Below are 19,156 nucleotides of genomic sequence, written 5' to 3'. Positions count from 1 at the left end.
TCTACTCAGGTTGCCATGAAATCAGCTATTGATGAATTTATTGAAACTATTGCTCGGCTGCGCGCGCCCGACGGCTGTCCATGGGATCGCGAACAGACCCACAGAACGCTGGCTCGTTACCTGTTGGAGGAAGCCTATGAGGTGCTGGAAGCCATTCATGAAGGCAGCCCGGCAAAGCTAAAAGAAGAACTTGGTGACTTATTGCTGCAGGTCGTTTTGAATGCGCAGGTGGCTGAGGACGCCGGCGAATTTGATATCCAAGATATAGCAAAGTCGATAAACGAAAAAATTGTAAATAGGCACCCACACGTCTTTGGTGAAGCCAAGGTTGAAAATGCCGAGCAAGTCAAGGTGCAGTGGGAAGAGTTAAAACGTCAGGAAAGGAAAAATGCAGCCGGTAATGTATCGGCTATTGATGGCGTGCCTGCGACCATGCCGGCTTTATTGCAAGCCTTAAAAATATCCGAGAAGGCGGTTGAACAAGGCTTTGAGTGGAATGATATTGATGAAGTCTGGGCAAAAGTGCACAGTGAACTCACTGAACTTCAAGAAGCAATTGCCAATTCGGATGGCAGCCCGAGAGATAGAGATGTCGATCTGGAAATGGGAGATGTATTGTTTACATTGGTAAATGTGGCGCGCTGGCAAAATTTGAATCCGGAAGAATCATTGTTGTTGGCTATGGATAAATTCAAACAACGTTTCCGTAAAATGGAAGAGATAACCAAAAAGCCATTGAAGGAATTGAGCAAGAAGGAGTTGGCAGTTTTATGGGAGCAGGCAAAAGCATGCGTTTAATTGCAACAGTTTCTATTGCGGTTATGCTTGTGCTTTGTGCTTGCTCGGAGACAGGCAAACTATCGGAAGATGCCAAATACGATCTGACTCCGGCAAAAGATTCGTGCAAAGATTTTCCTGCTCCAATTTATCCCAATGTAACCTCCAAAACTTGCGAAAAAAGCGAGCAATACGAAAACACGCCGATAAATTACACCGCCTACCTTGAATCGAAGGACTCGGTAGCGAAGGTCACTAAGTACTACAAGACGCAAGTGTCCAAATATGGCTGGAAGGCCGAACCTAAGCAAGTTGAAACTTCAACTCATGCTGTGGTAGTAATCAAAAAAGGAATTGCTTATGCCAGTATTACGATCAATACTGGGAAAAACAAGAAAGGCAGCTCCTTCCAGATACATGCCTACCCGTTTGGAAACTGACTATTTTTTGCCCATTCTATAGAGGCGTATATTGGCTTTTTCAACAGTAGCCAGTCCTCCGTGAATAGCTCCGTCGATGACAGGCAAAAACGCGTCAATTTTTTCCAAAGAATCAACTATCTCAATTACGATAGGCAAGTCCGAAGACAATTCCAAAAGTTTTGCAGTGTGAATTTGGCTGCTTCCACCGAAGCCGGCTATCCCGCGAAATACGGTGCCACCACTTAGACCGTGTTCTTTTGCCTTAACTAATATCCACTCGTATAAGGGACGGCCTTCTTGTTTGTCGCTTTCGCCGATAAATATTCTTAGTAAATAACCTTCTGTGGCTAACATGTACTGTCCCTCAAATAGATCTTGCCAAAATAAATCCTGCCCATACGCCTAAAATTCCTAATCCGACTGACAGGAAGACATTTATCACGGCGAAATGGGCTTGCCCGTCTCTAAATAGTTGATAGGTCTCATAACCAAAAGTTGAAAAGGTTGTGAATCCGCCAAGAATGCCGATTAGAAGAAACATGCGTACTTCCGGTGAAAGCAATCCACGAAATTCGGCAAGCCCTGCCAGTAATCCAATTAGCAAGCAGCCGATTAGATTTACAGACAATGTGCCTAATGGAAATAACAGACCGTTAGAAGCTTTTTGAATGGTCAGGCTCAGCAAATAGCGACACACTGAGCCAATGAATCCACCTGAACCGATTAACAATAAATGGGTAAGCATTTCTATAGTGTTGGACTTCCTGGGCGGCTGGATGTTTCCTGATGCTTCTCTTCGGCAACTTGTTCTTGAAGAGCCGATGATGGCATCGGATGCATGCGCTCAAGTTTATTGTGTCCGTGGCAGCAAATTTTCAATGGAATGTTGTTGTCTATTGTTAGATCAATGTATTCAAGTTTGTCTCTTACTGGTCCAAGTTCAGGAATGACAGACGATAGTCTGCCCAGTCGCTTTGTCAAAGTGTTGTTGGCGGTGCCCAAACGAAGATAGAGATCGCCCGATTGAGCTCGAATGTCCGAAGATTGTCTGAGATCGAAAAACTCAACCTTTTGATTTGTTTGAGCAGCTATATAAGATGCCCAGGTTGCCCATTGGGTGACACTTTCTGTCGTGAGCTTTAAATCGCGTTGACCGAAGACTCTTAATTCCGGTTGGACAATAAGTGGGAATCTCGCAACCGGAATAAGCTTTCCAGTTTGCGCAATGACGGCCTCATTGGGTGATTCGGGAGCGGTGGCAAAACTTGCCCAAGGATATTCTTCTAAAATTTCAACTGCTAAATGCGGACGTGGCAGCAAATACCTGCGCACGAATACAAAACGTACTGCTTCCAATGATTTTATAGACTGCTCAATTGGTTGTGGATTCAGACGATAAAGTGGAACCCCTATATAAGGAGCCATCACCGTGCGCAGATGGTCTCTTGTAACGACTTGATTGCCGTGTACCACAACGTCTCTGTCAAAATTCATTGGCGCCCAGCCGACGTAGGCAAATATGCTTATCCCGGCAGCCAATAAGAGGCTCAGGAGAAAATAGCGTAAAACTTGGCGGCGCAGGCGAGCCAACCTTGTTTGGTTGCGTCTTTCGCGTCTGCTGCGCATCCAATCTCTTCTTTGTTCGGCGTATGTCGGGTTATGTTCCGGAGGTGCGTCCATTAGCTTTTCCTCCAAGAAGTTGTGCCGATATCAAAGACTCCACTAAAGGCAAATGTGGCAGGTCCGGTGAGCCTTACGTGATTGTCGGAAGTCGACCACTCAACGTAAAGACTTCCACCGGGAAGTTCAATTGTTGCTTGACGATCCAGCTTATCTTCAAGAACGCCGGCAACCAGTGTTGCTGCTGCTCCTGTTGCGCAAGCCAATGTCGGTCCGGCTCCACGCTCAAATACTTTTACTATCGCTTTTTTGCGATTTACCACTTCGACAAACTCAACATTGACGCCTTCTGGAAATTCCTTCAGGGCTTGAATCTGTGGTGCGTAATTGAAGTATTCATTTTTCGGAATTGATGGAGCAAAAATTACACAATGAGGATTACCCATGCTCACGCAAGTAACGACAAATGATTTTCCACCGGCAGTGATAGTTTGCTTGACTGCTTGTTCGGTAGAACCGCTAAACGGTATTTGCTTGCTCTGCAAAATTGGTTCTTTGAGATCAATGGTGATGTTGTCGGCTCCATTGAATGACACAGGCATCGCGCCAATATTTGTCTCGACAAAGAAATCACTAGTCTCTTGCTGATCGCCTAGCTTGTGAAATAGCGCCAGGCATCTAAGTCCATTGCCGCACATATCAGATGCAGAGCCGTCGCTATTGAGAAAAGTCCAAGCAACTTCGCACTTCTCGTCTTTGGGTTCACTCACCAAGATAAAACCGTCAGCACCTATGCCGAAGTGTCTGTCGCATAAAGTGCGAGCAAGGCTGCTTCCTTGATTCTGCCAATCGGCAAGAATCTCTTTGCCCGTTTGTAAGGCCGCCAGGTCGTCCTTGCGGACCAAAACAAAGTCGTTGCCCAAGCCGTGCATTTTGGTGAACGGCAGAAGGGTCTGAGGCTTGGCAGCTATATTGGTTGGGGACATTTCCACCCAAGTCTACTCTTAAGTTACCAAATTATATACGCATATCCTTGACATGGCGCCTTGAGTAAAAAATGGCTAAGCGGGAATATGTTAAATGCTGTTCCTAATTCGTGGCTAAAAATTGATTTTATGTTGGGTTAAGAACGGAGTATAGTGAAGCGAAGGATTGCGAGGAGCAATCCGAAGTGGAACGTAATAACGTAATACAGCCGGATGGCTGGCGAAGGGCGAATGCAATGAGCCTGGAGCATACAAGAGAAAGGCTTCTTAATGCGCGTCTATTTGTCTGTTGATCTTGAAGGATGTAATGGCATCGTTCACTCCAGTCAAACGCAGCCGGGCGAGCCTGGCTATCCGCGCGCATTAGAAATCATGCACCAGGAGGCAAATGCCGTAATTGAAGGGGCAATTGCTGCCGGTGCTAAGTCAATTTTGGTCAATGACGCGCATTTCGATATGCGTAATTTAAAGCCGGAACTGCTGCATCAATCAGCTGAGCTTATTTCCGGCTGGCAGAAGCCATATTCTATGGTTTCAGGTGTCGATGATGGCGTTGATGCGGCTATCTTTGTCGGCTATCACAGCAAAGCAGGAACAGCACGCGGTGTATTGAGCCACACTTACAGATCGCAGGTTTTTCTCGATGTAAAACTCAATGGAGTGTCCGTTGGCGAAACGGGACTAAATGCTGCATTAGCCGGTCATTTCAACATTCCAGTGGCAATGATTGCCGGCGATGATGCCGTTTGTACCGAAGCCAAAGACTTATTAGGCAATGTCTCATGTGTTGCCGTCAAAGAAGCAGTATCGCGTTATTCAGCTGTTTTTAAGCCGGTAAAACAAGTATTGGACAAGCTTCGTTCGGAATCCTGCGAAGCCTTGAAAAACAAGAATAACTGGACGTTGTTTAAGCCGAAAAGCCCATCAACACTCAGTCTTGTGATGTTTGATCCTGTCATGGCTGACGGGGCGGAGCTTTTACCCTATGTAAAACGAGTCGCTGACCGCGAAGTCGAGATAACTCACGAAGACTACAGCCAACTTTTCAAAATGATGCTCGCTATTGGTGCTATTGCTGCCTCGCGCAGAGACCCCTACTTCAGCTAGGTGTAAAAAACCTGTGAAACGGCTCTGGATCGTGCTTTTGCGGGTTCGGGCGAAGATTAAATTTTGTCAAGATTGTCAACAGGGCGAAGGTTAGGGGTGTCTGCCGGGTATTTAACCTATGACAGGTAGCGTAAAAAGTGTCTGGGTTTGCAAAGGCACCAACTGGTTTCCCCGTTCTGGACAGCGGCTATGTTCCATCCCTCATCGCAGCATATTTCTTTCCGGCAGCAAATCATTACGCTGAGCCAGAATTATCCATGTCCTCGTTGTGCCGGTGGTGTGGTTGAGCCATATGGTCTTACAGAAACATTCAAGTGCAACTGCTGCAAACGCATGTTTGTGCCTCTAAAAGGCGGACGCTATCTCTATCCGGCGAATGATCTCGGCTGGAAAGTTGCCCCCACATTTTGGTGGGATGGCTATCGTTGGCATTGGGCTGGTACTACGGCAACAGCTTCGCAATTGACGACAATTGTTATTTTGTCCTTGTTGCCTGTATTGATCCTGAACTTACTAACCGCCTGTGGTATTTATAAGGACGAGCTAAGCTGGTGCCACCAGTATGGGTGGCTGGTTAGCCCCATTGCCGCTTTGCTCAGCTTGCAAATTGTCTATATTTGCTGTTGGGATTTTGATTTTCTAAATCACCGTCACAACTAACCACAGCTAAGTGGTTTATTCTTAGGCAATGAACGAAAGTAAATTGCCAGTTTTTAACCATGTGCCCGTCATGCTTGATCAGGCAATGGAGCAGCTCAACCTTCATCCGGGCAAAGTCTGGGTGGATGCAACGGCCGGCTATGGCGGGCATTTGCAGGAAATGATCAAACGGTTAAATGGCGACGGCAAATTCATCGGCATTGATCGCGACAATCAAACTCTGTCATTGCTCAAAGAAAAAATTTCCGGTCAAGCGAATTTGTTTCACGCAAATTACAGCGATATTGAATCAGTTTTGGAGCAAGCCGGCGAATCAAAAATTACCGGTGGCATTCTTGCAGACCTTGGTGTTTCATCTCGTCAATTAGACGACGCGGATCGTGGATTTAGTTTTTTGCGCGATGGACCGTTGGACATGCGCATGGATCAAACTCAAACGTTGACTGCCGAAAAGATTGTCAACAGCTATTCAGAGAAAGAATTGGCTGAGATCATTTTCATTTATGGCGAAGAAAGACACAGCAGAAGAATCGCCAAGAGGATTGTTGAAAACCGTCCATTCAAAAATACACTTGAGTTGGCAGAGCTTGTTCGTGGTTGTGTTCGCCCATCCAAATTTGATGAATCGCACCCAGCTACACGAACTTTTCAAGCGCTGCGTATTGAAGTCAATGATGAGCTTGGCAACTTGAAATCCTTCCTGCGCAAAGGTATCGAGCTTCTTGCTCCCGGAGCACGCTTTGTGGTCATTACATTTCACAGCCTTGAAGACCGCATAGTTAAGCAAATTTTCAAGGAGTCCGCACTCAATTGTATATGCCCCCCTCGGCAACCTGTATGTACGTGCACCAAGCGATCCGAATTACTTGTAATCACCCGCAAACCGATTGTGGCTGATATTAAAGAAGTACTTGCCAATCCCCGGGCACGTAGTGCTAAACTACGGGCTGGAGAAAAATTGGTCTCCCAGGAAAATCATTAGGGGATATATATGCAGAGTTTAAGATCTGCGCAAATCAGCCTCAATCAGAGAGCGAACATATATCCGGCACCAGCCTCGTCGCTGGCCCATGCTCCGCAAGTAGAGCGAGTTAGACCAACACATTTAGCTCCGGTATTTATCAGTCAGCCGAAGTCGCGTCAGATTCCGTGGCCCGTGCGCATCAATAAGACTCTGCGCACAGCTCTCATGGCATTATGCGGATTGGCAATTTTAGGTTACGGCTTTGATGTCGCTGCTTCAACCGAAGTAAGCAAGTTGCAAGAACAAGCACGCCGCTTGAGTGAGCAAAACACAGAACTTTCCGCTCAACTTTTGCGAGTGATTTCATTCCAAGGTATTGCCGATTCCGTTTCAGCACGCAAAGCTTTGCGTGTCCCTGAACAGGTGATGATCGTCAAAGAAGTGTTACCGCCGGCAATGGTGCAGTTTGAACCACGTAAGCACCACCTGCCAGTAATGTCAGGCTATTAAACAGGGCACAGATGCCTGGATCAGTAAGCGATTTCCCCAGAAAAAGGCGCACCCAGAACTCAAATCGCCAGGGACGCTGGCCTTTGTCGCGCTTGCGCTTTGTGCAAGTGCTTTTGCTCTTGGGCGGCTTAGCTATTATGGGTCGTCTGTACTACCTGCAGATTTTTAAAGGTGGGGAATTAACTCGCAAGGCAGAAGTGCAGCGCCAGCAAAGTAATTTGCTCATTCATAGAGGAGCAATTACAGATAGACACGGCTTGCCTTTGGCAATTGATACCACTCGTTATGATGTGTATGTCCACCCCACGCTTATTAAGGCAAGTGTTGATGAAGCTGCGACAACTCTTGCCACAATCACGCATCTTGAGCCGGAAAAGGTCAAGCATCAGCTGACAGCCGGCTATCCGGTAATCACATTGGCCCGTCACTTGGGACGTGAGGAAGTTGATGAACTGCAAGCGCTCAATTGGACCGGTATAGATATACACCCAAGAGCTTTCCGTCACTATCCTGAGGGAAAGTTGGCAGCCCATGTCTTGGGATTCGTCAATATGGATACCAACGGTCAAGGTGGTGTGGAGCAAGTCGGTGAAGGCACCTTGAAGAATATAGGTGACATGCACAAACAGCAATTGGACGGACACGGACATCCAATTATGTTGGCTGCCGATTCCAAACCGGTCATGGAAATAACACCACCATTAGGTCGGCAAATTGAACTTACAATTGATAATTACTTGCAACATTTGGCAGAGAAGGAACTTGGTGCGATGTGTACGCACTCGCATGCTTTACGCGGCACTGTCATCATGACCAATCCGCAATCCGGCGAAATTTTAGCCTGGGCCAATTATCCAAATTACGATCCCAACGAATATTCAAAATATTCCAACCAAGTAAGAAAAAACTGGTCCATGGTTGATGTGTATGAACCTGGTTCGACCTTCAAGGTATTAACCGTCGCTTCCGCTCTTGATCTTGGCACAATTAGACCGGACAGCACCTTTGTTGATAATGGAACATTGCAGATTGGCAACCGCACCATTCACAATCACGAAAAGGGTGGACACGGTGCAATAGATCTATTGCACCTCTTTATACACTCAAGCAATATTGCTGCTGCTCAAGTTGCACTAACAATGAGCCCGCAGCAGTTTCACAGGAAGCTTCGCGAATTCGGCATAGGGCAGAAAACTGGTGTCGATCTTTCCGCTGAATCAGCCGGACTATTGCTTGATCATAAATACTGGCGTCCCATTGACTCTGCTGCTACGGGTTTTGGGCAAGGTGCAGTAGCTGTAACTCCTCTGCAATTGGTTGCTGCCGTTGGAGCTGTTGCTAATAACGGTACATGGGTGGCACCGCACATAATTAGGCGCGTGTATGATCCAAAAACTGGTGTCACGGAAAAGTGGACTGAGCCAAATAGGCGCAGCGTTATTTCCAAAGAAACAGCACAGACAATTTCATACTTGCTGGCAGAAAATATTGCCGGAGGAACACAGATGGCCGGCCAAGTGCCGGGCTATCGCGTCGCCGGCAAAACTGGTACTGCACAGAAATCAATTGATGGCGGCAGGGGGTATGTTGCAGGAGCAACGGTTGCTTCCTTTATCGGTTATTTGCCTGCAGAGGCGCCTCAGCTCTTGTGTCTTGTTGTCGTAGATAGCCCACAAACCGATGGACGTTGGGGCAACACAATTGCCGGTCCTGTATTTAACTCGATATGTATGGAAGCTGCCCGTTACTTGGGTATTCCGCCAAGCAAGAACGTCACTATTGGTGGCAAAACTAGCGCCGGACAAGCCTCTCTTCCTCCATCTGTAAAGTATGCTGGTGAAGTAACAGCCAAAGAAGCAGCCGAAATGTCCAAGTCTGCCAAGCCTAAGGAAGAAAGTGCCGCAAGACAATAATCCACCTGAGGTTTTTGTCGGAGACGGCGATAGCAGTCGCATGGCCGACGGCATCGAGCTATTAGAAGAAACAGCGCTACAAGAAAAGAAAAAAGGACCAAGTCTCGGAAAAGTTTTTGGACTTGTTGCCTTGCTTACTATTGCTGCAAAGTTTGCCGGTCTGGCGAGAGATGTTGTTGTCCTCAAGGAATTCGGCACATCGCTCACTGCTGATGCCTATAACATCGCATATATTCTTACGGGCAACATCCTCATCCTGTTTGGTGGATTGGGTGGACCTTTCCATTCCGCAACAGTCGCAATTCTTACACCACGCAAAGACGACAAAAGTATCGGTGTCCTAATTGGACAAGTATTTCTTTTGACTTTTCTTGGTTTGCTTGCCATTGCTGCGTTGGTATTTGTCTTTGCTCCCCAGTTGGTTGCCCTCATTGCGCCTGCTGCCGGTCACTCGGCTGATTACAGGGAAGCGCTTTGGCACGAGACTGTTTTGCAATTGCAAATCATGGTGCCTTTGATTGTAATAGCCGGACTAGTTGGCATTTCCTACGGCGTATTGAATGTCTATGGTCGCTTCATGTGGCCTTCGCTGTCGCCGGCAATTGCCAGTTTGGCAATAATCTTTGCCGTCTACTTCTTGCAACCAACCATGGGTGGTTTGTGTCTGGCAGTCGGTACCCTCATTGGTGCTGTAGGACAATTAATTGCTCAATTACCCGGCACGCTTAAGTCAGCCAAAATTGCCTTTTCTACAAAAGCTGAACCTGAGCTAGCCAAATACGGCTCTATGCTGTGGCCGGCTGTAATCTCAACTTCAGTCGGACAATTGAACATTTATGTCGATGTATTTTTCATCTCGCAATTAGCCGAAGGTTCTTTTACCGCCTTGGTAAATGCGAATAGACTGATTCAGCTTATTCTTGGTGTGCTTTTAACAGCCATGCTTGTTCCAATTTTGCCGCGATTTACTGAACAGGTCGCCGCCAAAAAAGTTGATGATCTAAAAGTCGAACTGAGACGCGCGCTACGATTCTTGTGGTTTTTGGCTCTACCCGCAGCCGCATTGCTCTTAGCTATACCTGAACCAATCATCCAACTGCTTTTCCAGCGCGGTCACTTTAGTCGCGAATCAACCGAGCTTGTCACAGTCGCCCTTATCTACTTGGTGCCTTCAATTTTCTTCTATGTTGCGCGCGATTTGATGACGCGTGTCTTCTATGCCCACCATGATTCGAAAACTCCTTATCACGTGGGGCTAATGGCTATCTTCGTCCACCTAGTGATCAATTGGGCTTTAGTTGGTCCTATGGGCTTAGCAGGTATTGCCTTGTCCACGACGCTCACAACTGTATTCAACTTCATCATGCTTAGCTGGCTCTTGCGCAAGAAAATTGGGCATGTGGGCACCATGCAATTAATTCAGCCTGTTATCGTAATGCTATTAGCTTCCGCCGGCTGTGGCGCAGCGGCCTGGTTCTCGCTGACTTTGATTCCGCAGGAATTCCTTGCCGGAAGTTGGTTCGGCTTGCTTATACGCTTATCCATTGCCGGAGTCTGCGCGCTAGTATCCTACCTGGGCATTTGCTTAGCCTTCCGCCTGGAAGAGCCCATGATGCTGGCAAAACGCCTGAAGCTTATCAAGGCAAGTTAAAGGTAACTGTATCGCCTTCTTTTAAGTCGTGTTGTTTGGCATAACCGGCAGCAAGTTCAATGACCTCTGAGACAAATACACCACGTCCGCCGGGGTAAGTTGCGCAGTCGCTGGGGTTTTCTGATTTGCAAGGTTGCACGTCGGCAATTAGCTTCACGACTTTGCCGTTATGTACAAAGAGCATGTCTAGCGGAATTAACGTGTGATACATCCAGAAGTTGACTTCGCGATTGGGGCGAAAGAGAAATACCATTCCAGCATCAGGTGCCAGTGATGTTCTGTACATCAAGCCACGCGTAATTTTAGGCTCTGTATCTGCAACTTCAAGAGTTACTTTTGCTTTACCGGCAATGTCCACCATCGGCATTTTCGCCTTTCCGTTGGCAAAGCTGACTGAAAGTCCCATTACGGTACAGATAGTCAAAGAGAGAACGGAAAACTTGAGCATATTTCTGGTCATAGCCACCACATTTTGCTGAAAGGGGTATTGTTGTACAGGAAGCGGACTGGATTTAAAATTATGCCTTTCTTGCCGGCAAATGATTGAGTAGTGATAACTCCTGCCGGATCAATAATTGCCGATATGCCGGTGTTTGTGGCAAGCACCATGTATCTGCCGTTTTCTACGGAGCGCATAACGGCTGCGGCAAGTATTTGTTTGTTTAATGGCGAATTGTGGAACCAGGCAAGGTTGGAGACATTTACCAACAAACTTGCTCCCGATCTCACTTCATTAGCAATTAGTTTGGGATAAATTACTTCCACGCAAATTGATGCACCGATTTTGCCCCAGAGAGAATTTAGAAGCTGCAGTTTTTGTGCTGCCACGAATCCGCCTTGATGACCGAGCATTAGATTTTTGACTTGGCTTGGAATCAATGCATCCAGAGGTGTTTGCGGATAAAACTCTCCAAATGGTACCAGGCGCCGTTTGACATAGAGGCTTGACTGCAAGGTGTTCTTGTCTGTCGAAATTACGCGGACACCATTTACATAACTGTCTTTTATCGCTTCAACGCTACCTGTTATGACTTCTTTCTTCTCGTATTTGGCTACATCGAATAATTTGGCGGCGAGCATTCCCTGGCGTGCTTGTGTTGGCGTGATAACGCCTTCGGGTAACACTACCAAGCCGGCACCAATGCCATGAGCCAGATCTGCATAACGTTGAGCTACACCTTCCGGCGTTGTCGTGCCCATGCGTTCATCTTCAATATTTAAATTGCCTTGCAATGCACAAGTTATGACTGATGGCGTGTATTCACTGGCAGCACTTGATGCTAGGCGCGTGCTGTCGGTCGAGCGGACAAGTTCACTTCTGCCCCAGGAAAAAGCAATCGCAATTGCTGTGACAATTAAGACCAAATCGAAAATGGCGCCGCCGCGTGGTGCCAGTCTGTCGATACGCTGGCCAAGTTTTGGCACGAGCCTGGTGTATTCCATGATCAAAAGTGCAATTGCGCAGTTGGTTAAGACAATTAGGAAATCAAGGAGTTGGCTGCCACCCAATTTGCAAATTTGGATTAGTTCCAATTGTTGAAACTGACTGTACGCAACTTCTACAACCGGTGTTCCCAAATAGGCTTCTAAATGTCCGACCACCCACATGAAAAAGATCCACAGCACCGGCACTGACAAAAGATATGGATAGTAGGGGCGCAGGTGATAGGGCAAGAAACTTGCGCGCATGGGGATTGTAAAAACACAAAAGGCAAAAGCTGTAATTAGCAGTGCTTGGTGCGCAGCGGCAATTATCCAGACAGCAGCTGCAGCTTGCACGGAAAGCAAATCATTTAGTGAAAGCCAATTGAGAGGATGCAGCCCGAGAAACCAACGCATCGCTGTTAGGTAATAGCCCATACCGAAACTGAAGCCGACAATTGCCGCCTCACGTTTCTGTCTGCAGCCTTGAATAAGCAAAAGCAAGGGCACAAGTCCGACCCAGGCTAGAAACCAAATATCAAAGCCAGGCGTCGACAGTCCAAAAATCGCGCCAAAGCCAAAGGCAATAGGCCATTTTTCCAAAAGTCCATAGCGCGTAAGAAACCCCTGCGCCGACCCTTCGTTGTAGTCTTGTTCGCTGTTTGCAATTGGCTCTGATTGTTGAATCAAGGCAGGCATGACCGCTATCTATATAAAGGGCGAAGTCCCCCAAGCTTAGCATTTTTGGTCTGGCTTAAGTATGGGCAAAGTAGGTTATCAAGCAGTGTAGACTAGTGCCATACATTCGATGGGTTACATCTCTTATGCGAATCATGGGTATCGATCCAGGCACTGCAACCGTCGGTTATGGCGTTATTGATTGGCTCGGCATAAACGACTTACGCTGTATTGCCGCTGGAGTCATTTCCACGAGCAAACAAATGTCCGCAGGCGACCGTTTGGTGATGATTCGCTCGGATCTGCTTAGTCTTATAGAAAAGTATGACCCCGATGTGATTGCGGTTGAAGCGATTTTCTTCTTTAAGAATGCCAAGACATTAGTGCCTGTCTCCCAGGCCCGCGGCGTCATATTGGAAGCAATTGCCAGCGCAGGGAAAAAGCTTGCGGAATACACTCCTCAACAGGTGAAGCTAAATCTGACCGGCTTCGGGCGCGCGGAAAAGCGAGAAATCCAAGAAATGGTTGCCAGGTTGCTTAACCACGAAGAAGTTATCAAGCCCGATGACGCGGCCGATGCCTTAGCCATTGCTATTTGTCATGCACGCATGGGCTTAGTTGGTATGAGCCAACCGGTTTCTTGATGATCGAACTGAAAAGTTTCCGGATGAATTATTTCTGCCAGTATTTCCAATGATTCCACCAATCTTGGACCTGGACGATTGAAATATTGATTGCCGTCGAGTACAAAAACTTTGTTTGCCTTCACTGCTTTTAGTTCATGCCAGCGAGGCTGGTTTTGTAGTAAATGCATTTCTTCCAGTGTGCGCTCAATAGAAAAACCACATGGATTGACGAGAATGAAATCCGGATCTTTTGCTATGAGTTCACGAAATTCAATAGACGGGGAGTGCTTACCGGCTTCGCCAAAGGCGGATATACCGCCAGCCATATCAACTAGTTCCGGCATCCAATTACCCGACACCATCAGTGGCTCGATCCATTCGATTGTCGCTACTGTTGGCTTGGGCAATTTGCTAGCTCTATTCTTAATGGCGTTCATTCGTTCTGTGACGACATTGGCTAGGTGCGTAGATTTGTCTTCGGCATTCAGGACGTGTCCCACCTTGTGCAAATCATCGAAGAAATCAGCCAAGCAATTTGGTTTAAGCGAAATGACCTGGCAGTCTATTCCGGTCAATTCGCACATCGCTGATTCGACGTCCTTAATGCTAACGGCGCAAACATCACATTGGTCCTGAGTGATAATGTGAGTTGGTTTTAGTTCCGCTAATTTTTTGCTGTCTACTTGATAGACGCTCAAAGCGTCTTTGACTATGTTGCGCACTTGCTTGTCTATTTCCAAGCTGGAGACATGAATATTGATGCGCGGTTGAGTTACCACAGGCAGCCCTTTAATTTCCGCTGGATAGTCACATTCGTGGGAAATGCCGACTAGATATTTGCCTAGTCCCATAGCGCAAACAATTTCTGTCGCGCTGGCTATAGTGGAAACAATTCGGGGGGTGGATGAATCTTTCATAGTAGACTAGCCTAGCACTATTAGGGGTTGGATGATGAAGGTGGTTCTTCAGGAAAAGTTAAAATCGTTCCTTCTTGAACGGGCGGAAGGCTGTATCCACGCGCCTTTCGGGCAATTAGCCTACAGGTTTGTCACACCTTCTTATGGCATTGAGCCGGGTGCCGATGACCATACCGATGAGTGCAACCGCACCTCAATTGGACATTACATGCAAATGTACGATTGGGATGCTTGCTTCTTTTCCCAGGCTTCAAAATACCTTAACGACAAAGATTTGGCATCAGATATTGTTAGGAACTTTCTGACGGTTAAGACATTCGATGGTCATGTACCAAGAACAGTGACGCCTGGAAAATTTTGGGATCTGGGTGATCATTGTAAGCCGTTTCTCTGCCAGGCATTGGCGCATGCCTGCAGAAATTTTCCATCGACGGACGTAAGCGCTGATACTCTTGATTCCCTAAAGCATTTCCTTGATTATTTTGAGTGCCGTAGACGCGACAAATCCGGACTTTTTCACTGGCGTAATGTTTTGGAAAGCGGCGTCGACAACAATCTGTCCCTAATATTTCCCGGACCGGCCGCCAAGGAAGAAAATATCTCGCATGTCGATTTTCCTGATGGGCGATTATTGTCCGTTGATCTAAATGTCTACATGACTTTGGAATATAAGGCATTTGCCGAGTTGTGCCGCCACTCGGGCGATACTTCCTTGAGCGATGAGTATGAGAAAAAAGCAGCGCACCAGAGTGAGCTCATTGAAAAATTCTTGTGGGACGAACAAAGCGGTATTTACTTCAATCTCGATCCAAAGCTTGGACGACCGGTAAAAATTCTTAGTTGGACATCGCTTTGTCCGGTAATGGCCGGACTGGCACCTGTTGATCGAGCCATGTCCGTAATAGAAAAGTACATGCTCAATAGCGATCATTTCTTGAGACCGACAGGGATTGCCTCGCTGGCGCATTCGGATAGGTTATACAATCAAGCCTATCGAGGACTCTATGGGCGAGCCATGGTATCCAATTGGCAGGGTCCAATGTGGGTGTTGCCGAATGTTTTAGCTGTCAGAGGGCTAAAACATTATGGTTTAAAGGACGAAGCAAAAGATGTTTCTATCCGAGTCTTGGGCACTATGACCAGGGCGCTCGAGCAAATTGGTACGCTTACGGAAAACTACGATGCGGAAACAGGCAAGCCTCTTTGGGCACCGCAGTTTATAAGCTGGAATATTTTGGCGCTGGAATTGATGGAACTAATCTAGTTGGATTATTCGATAGACGCTTGAATGTTGTAATTGCCGCGTTGTTTGAGGCGAACTGAAACTGCAATGGAATTGTCCTTGCCGCCTGGAGTTTTAATTCTCAAGTCATTGCCCTTCACTATTGTGATGATATTGGGCGTGTTATTGCGCAAATGAACAGCAACGGGCTTGGCTGTGCCCAGTGCTCTAACAATCAATTTCGTCGGCACTTGCCCAGGTCGAGCATCAGGTGCAACCTGCAATGAAATCAAACTGAAAAGAGCGGCATTGCTTTTCAAGCCGGCATTTGTAACAGAAATGGAATGTTGCCCGGCAGGAACGTCTTCCGGAACAAGAATTTTCAATTCTAATGGTGATGTGGAAAGGATTTGTGCATCCCATTTGCCGTCAATTGTTACTATCAAATTGCCCGCTTGACCAGTGAAGTTATGACCTTGAATGGTTACTGTGTCAAACTTTGATGCATTGTTGGTCACACGATCCACATGAGGCTGTTGAGGCTCACTTGGTGTAGAAAGTGGTTGCAGTATGTGCACAACTTTTGTAGTCGCTAATTGCCTTCCGGCAATGGCTACTTTTAGTGTCGGACCCGGAGTGGAATCTTCCGGTACCAAGTACTGAATCTGACCAGTTGCTCCTGTTGTCAAAACAGTTCCGTTGAATTCGACATCAACGCCTGATTCGGGAACGAGTCTGGCATTGACGACGGAAATAGTAATTAGTTGTCCGGCTTGCGCCTTGTCAGGTGTCACTAAAATTGCATCGAGCGACGGTCCGACTTCTACTTGAGGAACAATTCGCTTTGGCTGCATCCCTGCCATTGCCACTGTTTCTTTGACAATTGTTTCTGTTGTTGCTTCCTGGATCGTAGGCGTTGACTGAGATTCCTGGGTTGTTGTCACTACTACTTCTTCCTTCTTGGTCTCAATTGCCTGAGGTTGAATGGTTGAAGTGTTTGTGGTTTGCGCAATTTGCGTTGTTTCCGTAACTTGTTTTAGCTCGTTACTAGGTGCCTCTGCTTTGGTTTGCGGTTTGGTTTCAGCTTTGGTTTTTTTTAGGGATGGTGCTTTTAGCAAAAGGTAACTGCGTCTCGGCGCTTTTCCGTCTGTGTCAACTTGTATTGGCTTTGTAGCTATTGGTGTGGTTGTTTCTGCCGTTGAGCTTTTATTAATTGGTGCCTCGGACTTTGGTTCACTAGTGTCCTTCTTTTCCTCAGGAGTTGCTTCTGCCGCAGGCGTACTTACATTTTCTGCAGGTTCACTTGGAGCCTGGGTTGCTCTTGCAGTACTTTGGACAGTTTGCTCTGGTTGAGCGCTTATTTGGCTTGTCGGCATACCGGCTGTATCGGCGACAAACTGCGATAGTTTGCCAATCCAATAATTCACGCCTGTTTGGCTTTGAATATCAAATCCGCTTTCAATGCCGGATCTGCCTGATACTACAAAAATGAATTCGCCAAGTTTTTGACCATCAACAATTTCGTTGGAGTTGCCGGCTATGGTTAGGTTTAGTAATCCGTTAGCTTTTTTCGCCCAGATGCAGGATGCCACCGCATGAGTTGTCGCACCTTGAGGATCGTTTCCCTGGCGGACAACAATTTCGCCTGAGTCCCAAGTCTCAGCAGACATCGAATTTTCTGCTTTTGCCTTGTCCTCTGCGCTAATTATTCTGTTGAAAGTCAATTGGGGATTTGACAGTGCTGTTTGCAGTACATTGATAGCCAGACCGGCCACGGCTTTTTGTTTGGCGTCACTCAAGTTGTTGTAATCGCTTGATTCGGGCAATGCCTTGGAAATGTCTTTTAGAACGCTTATCAAAGCAGGACTAAATTCTTGGTTTGCCTTAGCGGCTTGGGCGATGAGATTTGCTTTTTTTGACGAGGATATTTTATTGCCTTTGGCGTTGTCCTTGTCGTGTCCTTTTGCTGCAAGGCACGGACTTGCCAAAACGGATATGGCGATCGAAGTTGCCAAAAGACTTGCCATAAGACGCTGTGCTGAACCTAAGTATTTCAAGACCCCTCCCCTTTTTGGTGTCTAGCGCTTGCAGCCGACTCCAAATATGTCCTCGTAAACTCCCCGTGTTTCCGCTGGATTGAGACCCCAACCCAAATATTTACCGTCTAGCCAAACTTCAAAGTGTAGGTGAGGATGAATAAGTTTGCCGCTTGGATTTTCACCCGTTCCCGATACTCCTACGTAGCCAAGTAATGTTCCTGCTTCCGCGAAATCATTTGATTTCAGACCGTCCCTAATTTTACTCAAATGTGCGTATCGTGTCAGAAGTCCGTCGCCATGATCTATCCAAACTTGGCAGCCTCGGAAAAGATCTTCATTCACTTCTGAGCTCTGGTGTGTCTTGTGGCACTCTTGTTCGACTTTTAAATACTTAGCCGGCGACATATCGTGGAAGTGCGCGTCGGCACGCGTTACCTTGCCACCGTCGGCCGCCATGACTTTTGTGCCATAGACAACATGTGTGGAGCAGCCTGTTTCGCTAAAGAAGTCGACTCCCTTGTGAACCCCGAATCTATAAAGTCTGCGCGCGCCGGGAAATACTCCGGCATGTCTGGGTAGGCGTACCCCGGCAATAGGTAATTGCAATCCGTCCAGACGAGGATCAATGCGTTTGGGGTTGAAGAGACTGCTGGGTTTTGCGCCTGCTTTTAAGCTGCGGTAAATAAGTTTGTCGCCATCGATTATCCAAAATCCATATGATTGAGCAAGTACGCCACGTAAATCCGATTTGCCTGGGAAAGTAAACTGCTTGGTATTGCCCGTTTCCTTATCTACGGCAAGCACTCGGTTGTTTTCTCGTTCAACAATGTAGATAGGCGACTCGTTGGACATAGTCATGCGCGACGGGCGCATTTTCTTAATGCCTTTCCAAATGAGCTTTTGTTCCGGATTGTCCTTGCTACCGGAGTATCTGACGATGTTGCCGTTGTATTTCAACACATAAGGATAATCAACAATCGACATGGCAATGCCATCGCCAACAAAAACGTCTCCAGGTTGAACGCGCCAGGGCAAAACTTCATGGAAGCTTGTTTGCATCGGTGCATTGCCTGGTTTGCTCAGCCAAATTTGATTGCGCTCCGGATCAAGTAAGCAAATGTTTGTGCCGTTGCAAGCTAAGTCGACATAGTCTGGATCCGGTTTGCTGCCTATAGATTTAAAGGCGCGGAAAACATGCCACCTCTTATCAGGAAGTGTAAATTCAAATAAGTCGCCTGATTTATCTAGAATGACAAGGCTCTTGCGGGGTGGGTAATAGACGAAATTATTGAATTCGGCAATAGGAAGCCATTCAATGCGATTGCCTGCCGGCGTGAATCTGTTAACTACAATTTTGTCTGATCGATGGAGGCTGCTTATGCTTACTTGATAGATTGAGTCAGGATCAAGAAAATACAGCGAGTCATCCACCTTGATCATTGCTTCTGGGCGAACGGTTCTGTTTTCACCATCAACAATGGGTCCTATCCAAGCCTTATCCATCTGTGCTTCATTCAAGCGTGGAGTTGGATCGCTAGTGTTAGTCGCCGAACTTGAAGACAATTGGCAAAATACGAGAACAGCGCTTAGTGCAATAAGGGGTTTTAACAGACAAACTAAACGCGACTTAGATTTCATTGGT

19 protein-coding genes are annotated in these 19,156 nt (G+C 46.9%); 10 read left to right on the top strand and 9 right to left on the bottom strand.

From position 1 onward, the window contains the following. The first annotated feature begins 15 nt into the window (after window positions 1-15). Together mazG and K2Y22_12440 are read left to right on the top strand one after the other, a co-directional pair. Window positions 16-798 carry a nucleoside triphosphate pyrophosphohydrolase gene (mazG, locus tag K2Y22_12445; protein MBX9879261.1) on the top strand — a complete coding sequence of 261 codons (783 nt, stop codon included), beginning with the start codon at window positions 16-18 and terminating at the stop codon, window positions 796-798. After that, window positions 789-1,217 (top strand): hypothetical protein, encoded by a 429-nt coding sequence (locus K2Y22_12440; GenBank protein MBX9879260.1) that lies wholly within the window; start codon window positions 789-791, stop codon window positions 1,215-1,217. The genes mazG and K2Y22_12440 overlap by 10 nt, the downstream gene beginning before the upstream one ends. Here the strand turns inward: K2Y22_12440 and K2Y22_12435 are convergent, their stop codons facing one another. From K2Y22_12435 to dapF, 4 genes are read right to left on the bottom strand one after another with little or no spacing between them, the layout of a single operon-like run. Continuing rightward, a complete protein-coding gene (locus K2Y22_12435; protein ID MBX9879259.1) occupies window positions 1,218-1,553 on the bottom strand; it encodes a DUF190 domain-containing protein in 336 nt (111 codons plus the stop codon). 10 nt (window positions 1,554-1,563) lie between these two features. Continuing rightward, window positions 1,564-1,944 (bottom strand): fluoride efflux transporter CrcB, encoded by a 381-nt coding sequence (gene crcB / locus K2Y22_12430; GenBank protein ID MBX9879258.1) that lies wholly within the window; start codon window positions 1,942-1,944, stop codon window positions 1,564-1,566. Between the two features lie 2 nt (window positions 1,945-1,946). Further along, window positions 1,947-2,879, bottom strand: a complete 933-nt coding sequence (locus K2Y22_12425; GenBank protein ID MBX9879257.1) for an FtsQ-type POTRA domain-containing protein — start codon at window positions 2,877-2,879, stop codon at window positions 1,947-1,949. Then, complete coding sequence (dapF, locus tag K2Y22_12420) at window positions 2,879-3,805, bottom strand: diaminopimelate epimerase (protein MBX9879256.1); 927 nt, start codon at window positions 3,803-3,805, stop codon at window positions 2,879-2,881. Before dapF ends, K2Y22_12425 begins: the two co-directional genes overlap by 1 nt. Window positions 3,806-4,075: 270 nt before the next feature. Between dapF and K2Y22_12415 the strand changes: the two genes are divergently transcribed. The 6 genes from K2Y22_12415 to murJ all read left to right on the top strand — a co-directional run bounded on the left by K2Y22_12415 (window position 4,076) and on the right by murJ (window position 10,610). Next, complete coding sequence (locus tag K2Y22_12415) at window positions 4,076-4,912, top strand: M55 family metallopeptidase (GenBank protein ID MBX9879255.1); 837 nt, start codon at window positions 4,076-4,078, stop codon at window positions 4,910-4,912. Window positions 4,913-5,101: 189 nt separating this feature from the next. Next, window positions 5,102-5,572 carry a hypothetical protein gene (locus K2Y22_12410; GenBank protein MBX9879254.1) on the top strand — a complete coding sequence of 157 codons (471 nt, stop codon included), beginning with the start codon at window positions 5,102-5,104 and terminating at the stop codon, window positions 5,570-5,572. Window positions 5,573-5,600: 28 nt separating this feature from the next. Beyond that, complete coding sequence (rsmH, locus tag K2Y22_12405; GenBank protein MBX9879253.1) at window positions 5,601-6,554, top strand: 16S rRNA (cytosine(1402)-N(4))-methyltransferase RsmH; 954 nt, start codon at window positions 5,601-5,603, stop codon at window positions 6,552-6,554. Between the two features lie 9 nt (window positions 6,555-6,563). Beyond that, window positions 6,564-7,046: a hypothetical protein gene (locus K2Y22_12400; protein ID MBX9879252.1), complete on the top strand. Its 483-nt coding sequence runs from the start codon at window positions 6,564-6,566 to the stop codon at window positions 7,044-7,046. 11 nt (window positions 7,047-7,057) lie between these two features. Beyond that, window positions 7,058-8,959, top strand: a complete 1,902-nt coding sequence (locus K2Y22_12395; GenBank protein ID MBX9879251.1) for a penicillin-binding protein 2 — start codon at window positions 7,058-7,060, stop codon at window positions 8,957-8,959. Further along, the gene (murJ, locus tag K2Y22_12390) at window positions 8,943-10,610 is read left to right on the top strand and encodes a murein biosynthesis integral membrane protein MurJ (GenBank protein ID MBX9879250.1); all 1,668 of its coding nucleotides are present in this window, start codon (window positions 8,943-8,945) and stop codon (window positions 10,608-10,610) included. Before K2Y22_12395 ends, murJ begins: the two co-directional genes overlap by 17 nt. Here the strand turns inward: murJ and K2Y22_12385 are convergent. Both K2Y22_12385 and lnt read right to left on the bottom strand, forming a co-directional pair. After that, window positions 10,597-11,070: a DUF192 domain-containing protein gene (locus tag K2Y22_12385; protein ID MBX9879249.1), complete on the bottom strand. Its 474-nt coding sequence runs from the start codon at window positions 11,068-11,070 to the stop codon at window positions 10,597-10,599. The two genes, murJ and K2Y22_12385, sit on opposite strands and share 14 nt — an antisense overlap. Then, window positions 11,067-12,731 carry an apolipoprotein N-acyltransferase gene (gene lnt / locus K2Y22_12380; protein MBX9879248.1) on the bottom strand — a complete coding sequence of 555 codons (1,665 nt, stop codon included), beginning with the start codon at window positions 12,729-12,731 and terminating at the stop codon, window positions 11,067-11,069. The genes K2Y22_12385 and lnt overlap by 4 nt, the downstream gene beginning before the upstream one ends. A gap of 95 nt (window positions 12,732-12,826) precedes the next feature. On the opposite strand from lnt, the gene ruvC reads away from it, so the two are divergent. Next, window positions 12,827-13,354: a crossover junction endodeoxyribonuclease RuvC gene (gene ruvC, locus K2Y22_12375; GenBank protein MBX9879247.1), complete on the top strand. Its 528-nt coding sequence runs from the start codon at window positions 12,827-12,829 to the stop codon at window positions 13,352-13,354. Here the strand turns inward: ruvC and K2Y22_12370 are convergent. Further along, window positions 13,309-14,253 (bottom strand): cobalamin-binding protein, encoded by a 945-nt coding sequence (locus tag K2Y22_12370; GenBank protein MBX9879246.1) that lies wholly within the window; start codon window positions 14,251-14,253, stop codon window positions 13,309-13,311. The two genes, ruvC and K2Y22_12370, sit on opposite strands and share 46 nt — an antisense overlap. 31 nt (window positions 14,254-14,284) lie before the next feature. Between K2Y22_12370 and K2Y22_12365 the strand changes: the two genes are divergently transcribed. Then, window positions 14,285-15,517: a hypothetical protein gene (locus tag K2Y22_12365; GenBank protein ID MBX9879245.1), complete on the top strand. Its 1,233-nt coding sequence runs from the start codon at window positions 14,285-14,287 to the stop codon at window positions 15,515-15,517. A gap of 5 nt (window positions 15,518-15,522) precedes the next feature. On the opposite strand, the gene K2Y22_12360 is transcribed toward K2Y22_12365, so the two are convergent. Then, window positions 15,523-17,532: an IPT/TIG domain-containing protein gene (locus K2Y22_12360; GenBank protein MBX9879244.1), complete on the bottom strand. Its 2,010-nt coding sequence runs from the start codon at window positions 17,530-17,532 to the stop codon at window positions 15,523-15,525. A 21-nt stretch (window positions 17,533-17,553) separates the two neighbouring features. Then, on the bottom strand, window positions 17,554-19,152 hold the full coding sequence (locus K2Y22_12355; GenBank protein MBX9879243.1) for a M23 family metallopeptidase: 1,599 nt from the start codon (window positions 19,150-19,152) through the stop codon (window positions 17,554-17,556). Between the last annotated feature and the right edge of the window lie 4 nt (window positions 19,153-19,156).

Source organism: Candidatus Obscuribacterales bacterium, assembly GCA_019744775.1.
GTDB lineage: Bacteria > Cyanobacteriota > Vampirovibrionia > Obscuribacterales > Obscuribacteraceae > SBAT01.
Note: the sequence above shows the minus strand (reverse complement) of the source record. Positions and strands in the feature narration are given on the sequence as shown.

What these genes read in the sequence shown, in the direction of transcription:
- mazG (MBX9879261.1), top strand. Translation starts at nt 16, where the DNA reads ATGAAATCAGCTATTGATGAATTTATTGAAACTATTGCTCGGCTGCGC.
- K2Y22_12440 (MBX9879260.1), top strand. Translation starts at nt 789, where the DNA reads ATGCGTTTAATTGCAACAGTTTCTATTGCGGTTATGCTTGTGCTTTGT.
- K2Y22_12435 (MBX9879259.1), bottom strand. Translation starts at nt 1,553, where the DNA reads ATGTTAGCCACAGAAGGTTATTTACTAAGAATATTTATCGGCGAAAGC.
- crcB (MBX9879258.1), bottom strand. Translation starts at nt 1,944, where the DNA reads ATGCTTACCCATTTATTGTTAATCGGTTCAGGTGGATTCATTGGCTCA.
- K2Y22_12425 (MBX9879257.1), bottom strand. Translation starts at nt 2,879, where the DNA reads ATGGACGCACCTCCGGAACATAACCCGACATACGCCGAACAAAGAAGA.
- dapF (MBX9879256.1), bottom strand. Translation starts at nt 3,805, where the DNA reads ATGTCCCCAACCAATATAGCTGCCAAGCCTCAGACCCTTCTGCCGTTC.
- K2Y22_12415 (MBX9879255.1), top strand. Translation starts at nt 4,076, where the DNA reads ATGCGCGTCTATTTGTCTGTTGATCTTGAAGGATGTAATGGCATCGTT.
- K2Y22_12410 (MBX9879254.1), top strand. Translation starts at nt 5,102, where the DNA reads ATGTTCCATCCCTCATCGCAGCATATTTCTTTCCGGCAGCAAATCATT.
- rsmH (MBX9879253.1), top strand. Translation starts at nt 5,601, where the DNA reads ATGAACGAAAGTAAATTGCCAGTTTTTAACCATGTGCCCGTCATGCTT.
- K2Y22_12400 (MBX9879252.1), top strand. Translation starts at nt 6,564, where the DNA reads ATGCAGAGTTTAAGATCTGCGCAAATCAGCCTCAATCAGAGAGCGAAC.
- K2Y22_12395 (MBX9879251.1), top strand. Translation starts at nt 7,058, where the DNA reads ATGCCTGGATCAGTAAGCGATTTCCCCAGAAAAAGGCGCACCCAGAAC.
- K2Y22_12385 (MBX9879249.1), bottom strand. Translation starts at nt 11,070, where the DNA reads ATGACCAGAAATATGCTCAAGTTTTCCGTTCTCTCTTTGACTATCTGT.
- lnt (MBX9879248.1), bottom strand. Translation starts at nt 12,731, where the DNA reads ATGCCTGCCTTGATTCAACAATCAGAGCCAATTGCAAACAGCGAACAA.
- K2Y22_12370 (MBX9879246.1), bottom strand. Translation starts at nt 14,253, where the DNA reads ATGAAAGATTCATCCACCCCCCGAATTGTTTCCACTATAGCCAGCGCG.
- K2Y22_12365 (MBX9879245.1), top strand. Translation starts at nt 14,285, where the DNA reads ATGATGAAGGTGGTTCTTCAGGAAAAGTTAAAATCGTTCCTTCTTGAA.
- K2Y22_12355 (MBX9879243.1), bottom strand. Translation starts at nt 19,152, where the DNA reads ATGAAATCTAAGTCGCGTTTAGTTTGTCTGTTAAAACCCCTTATTGCA.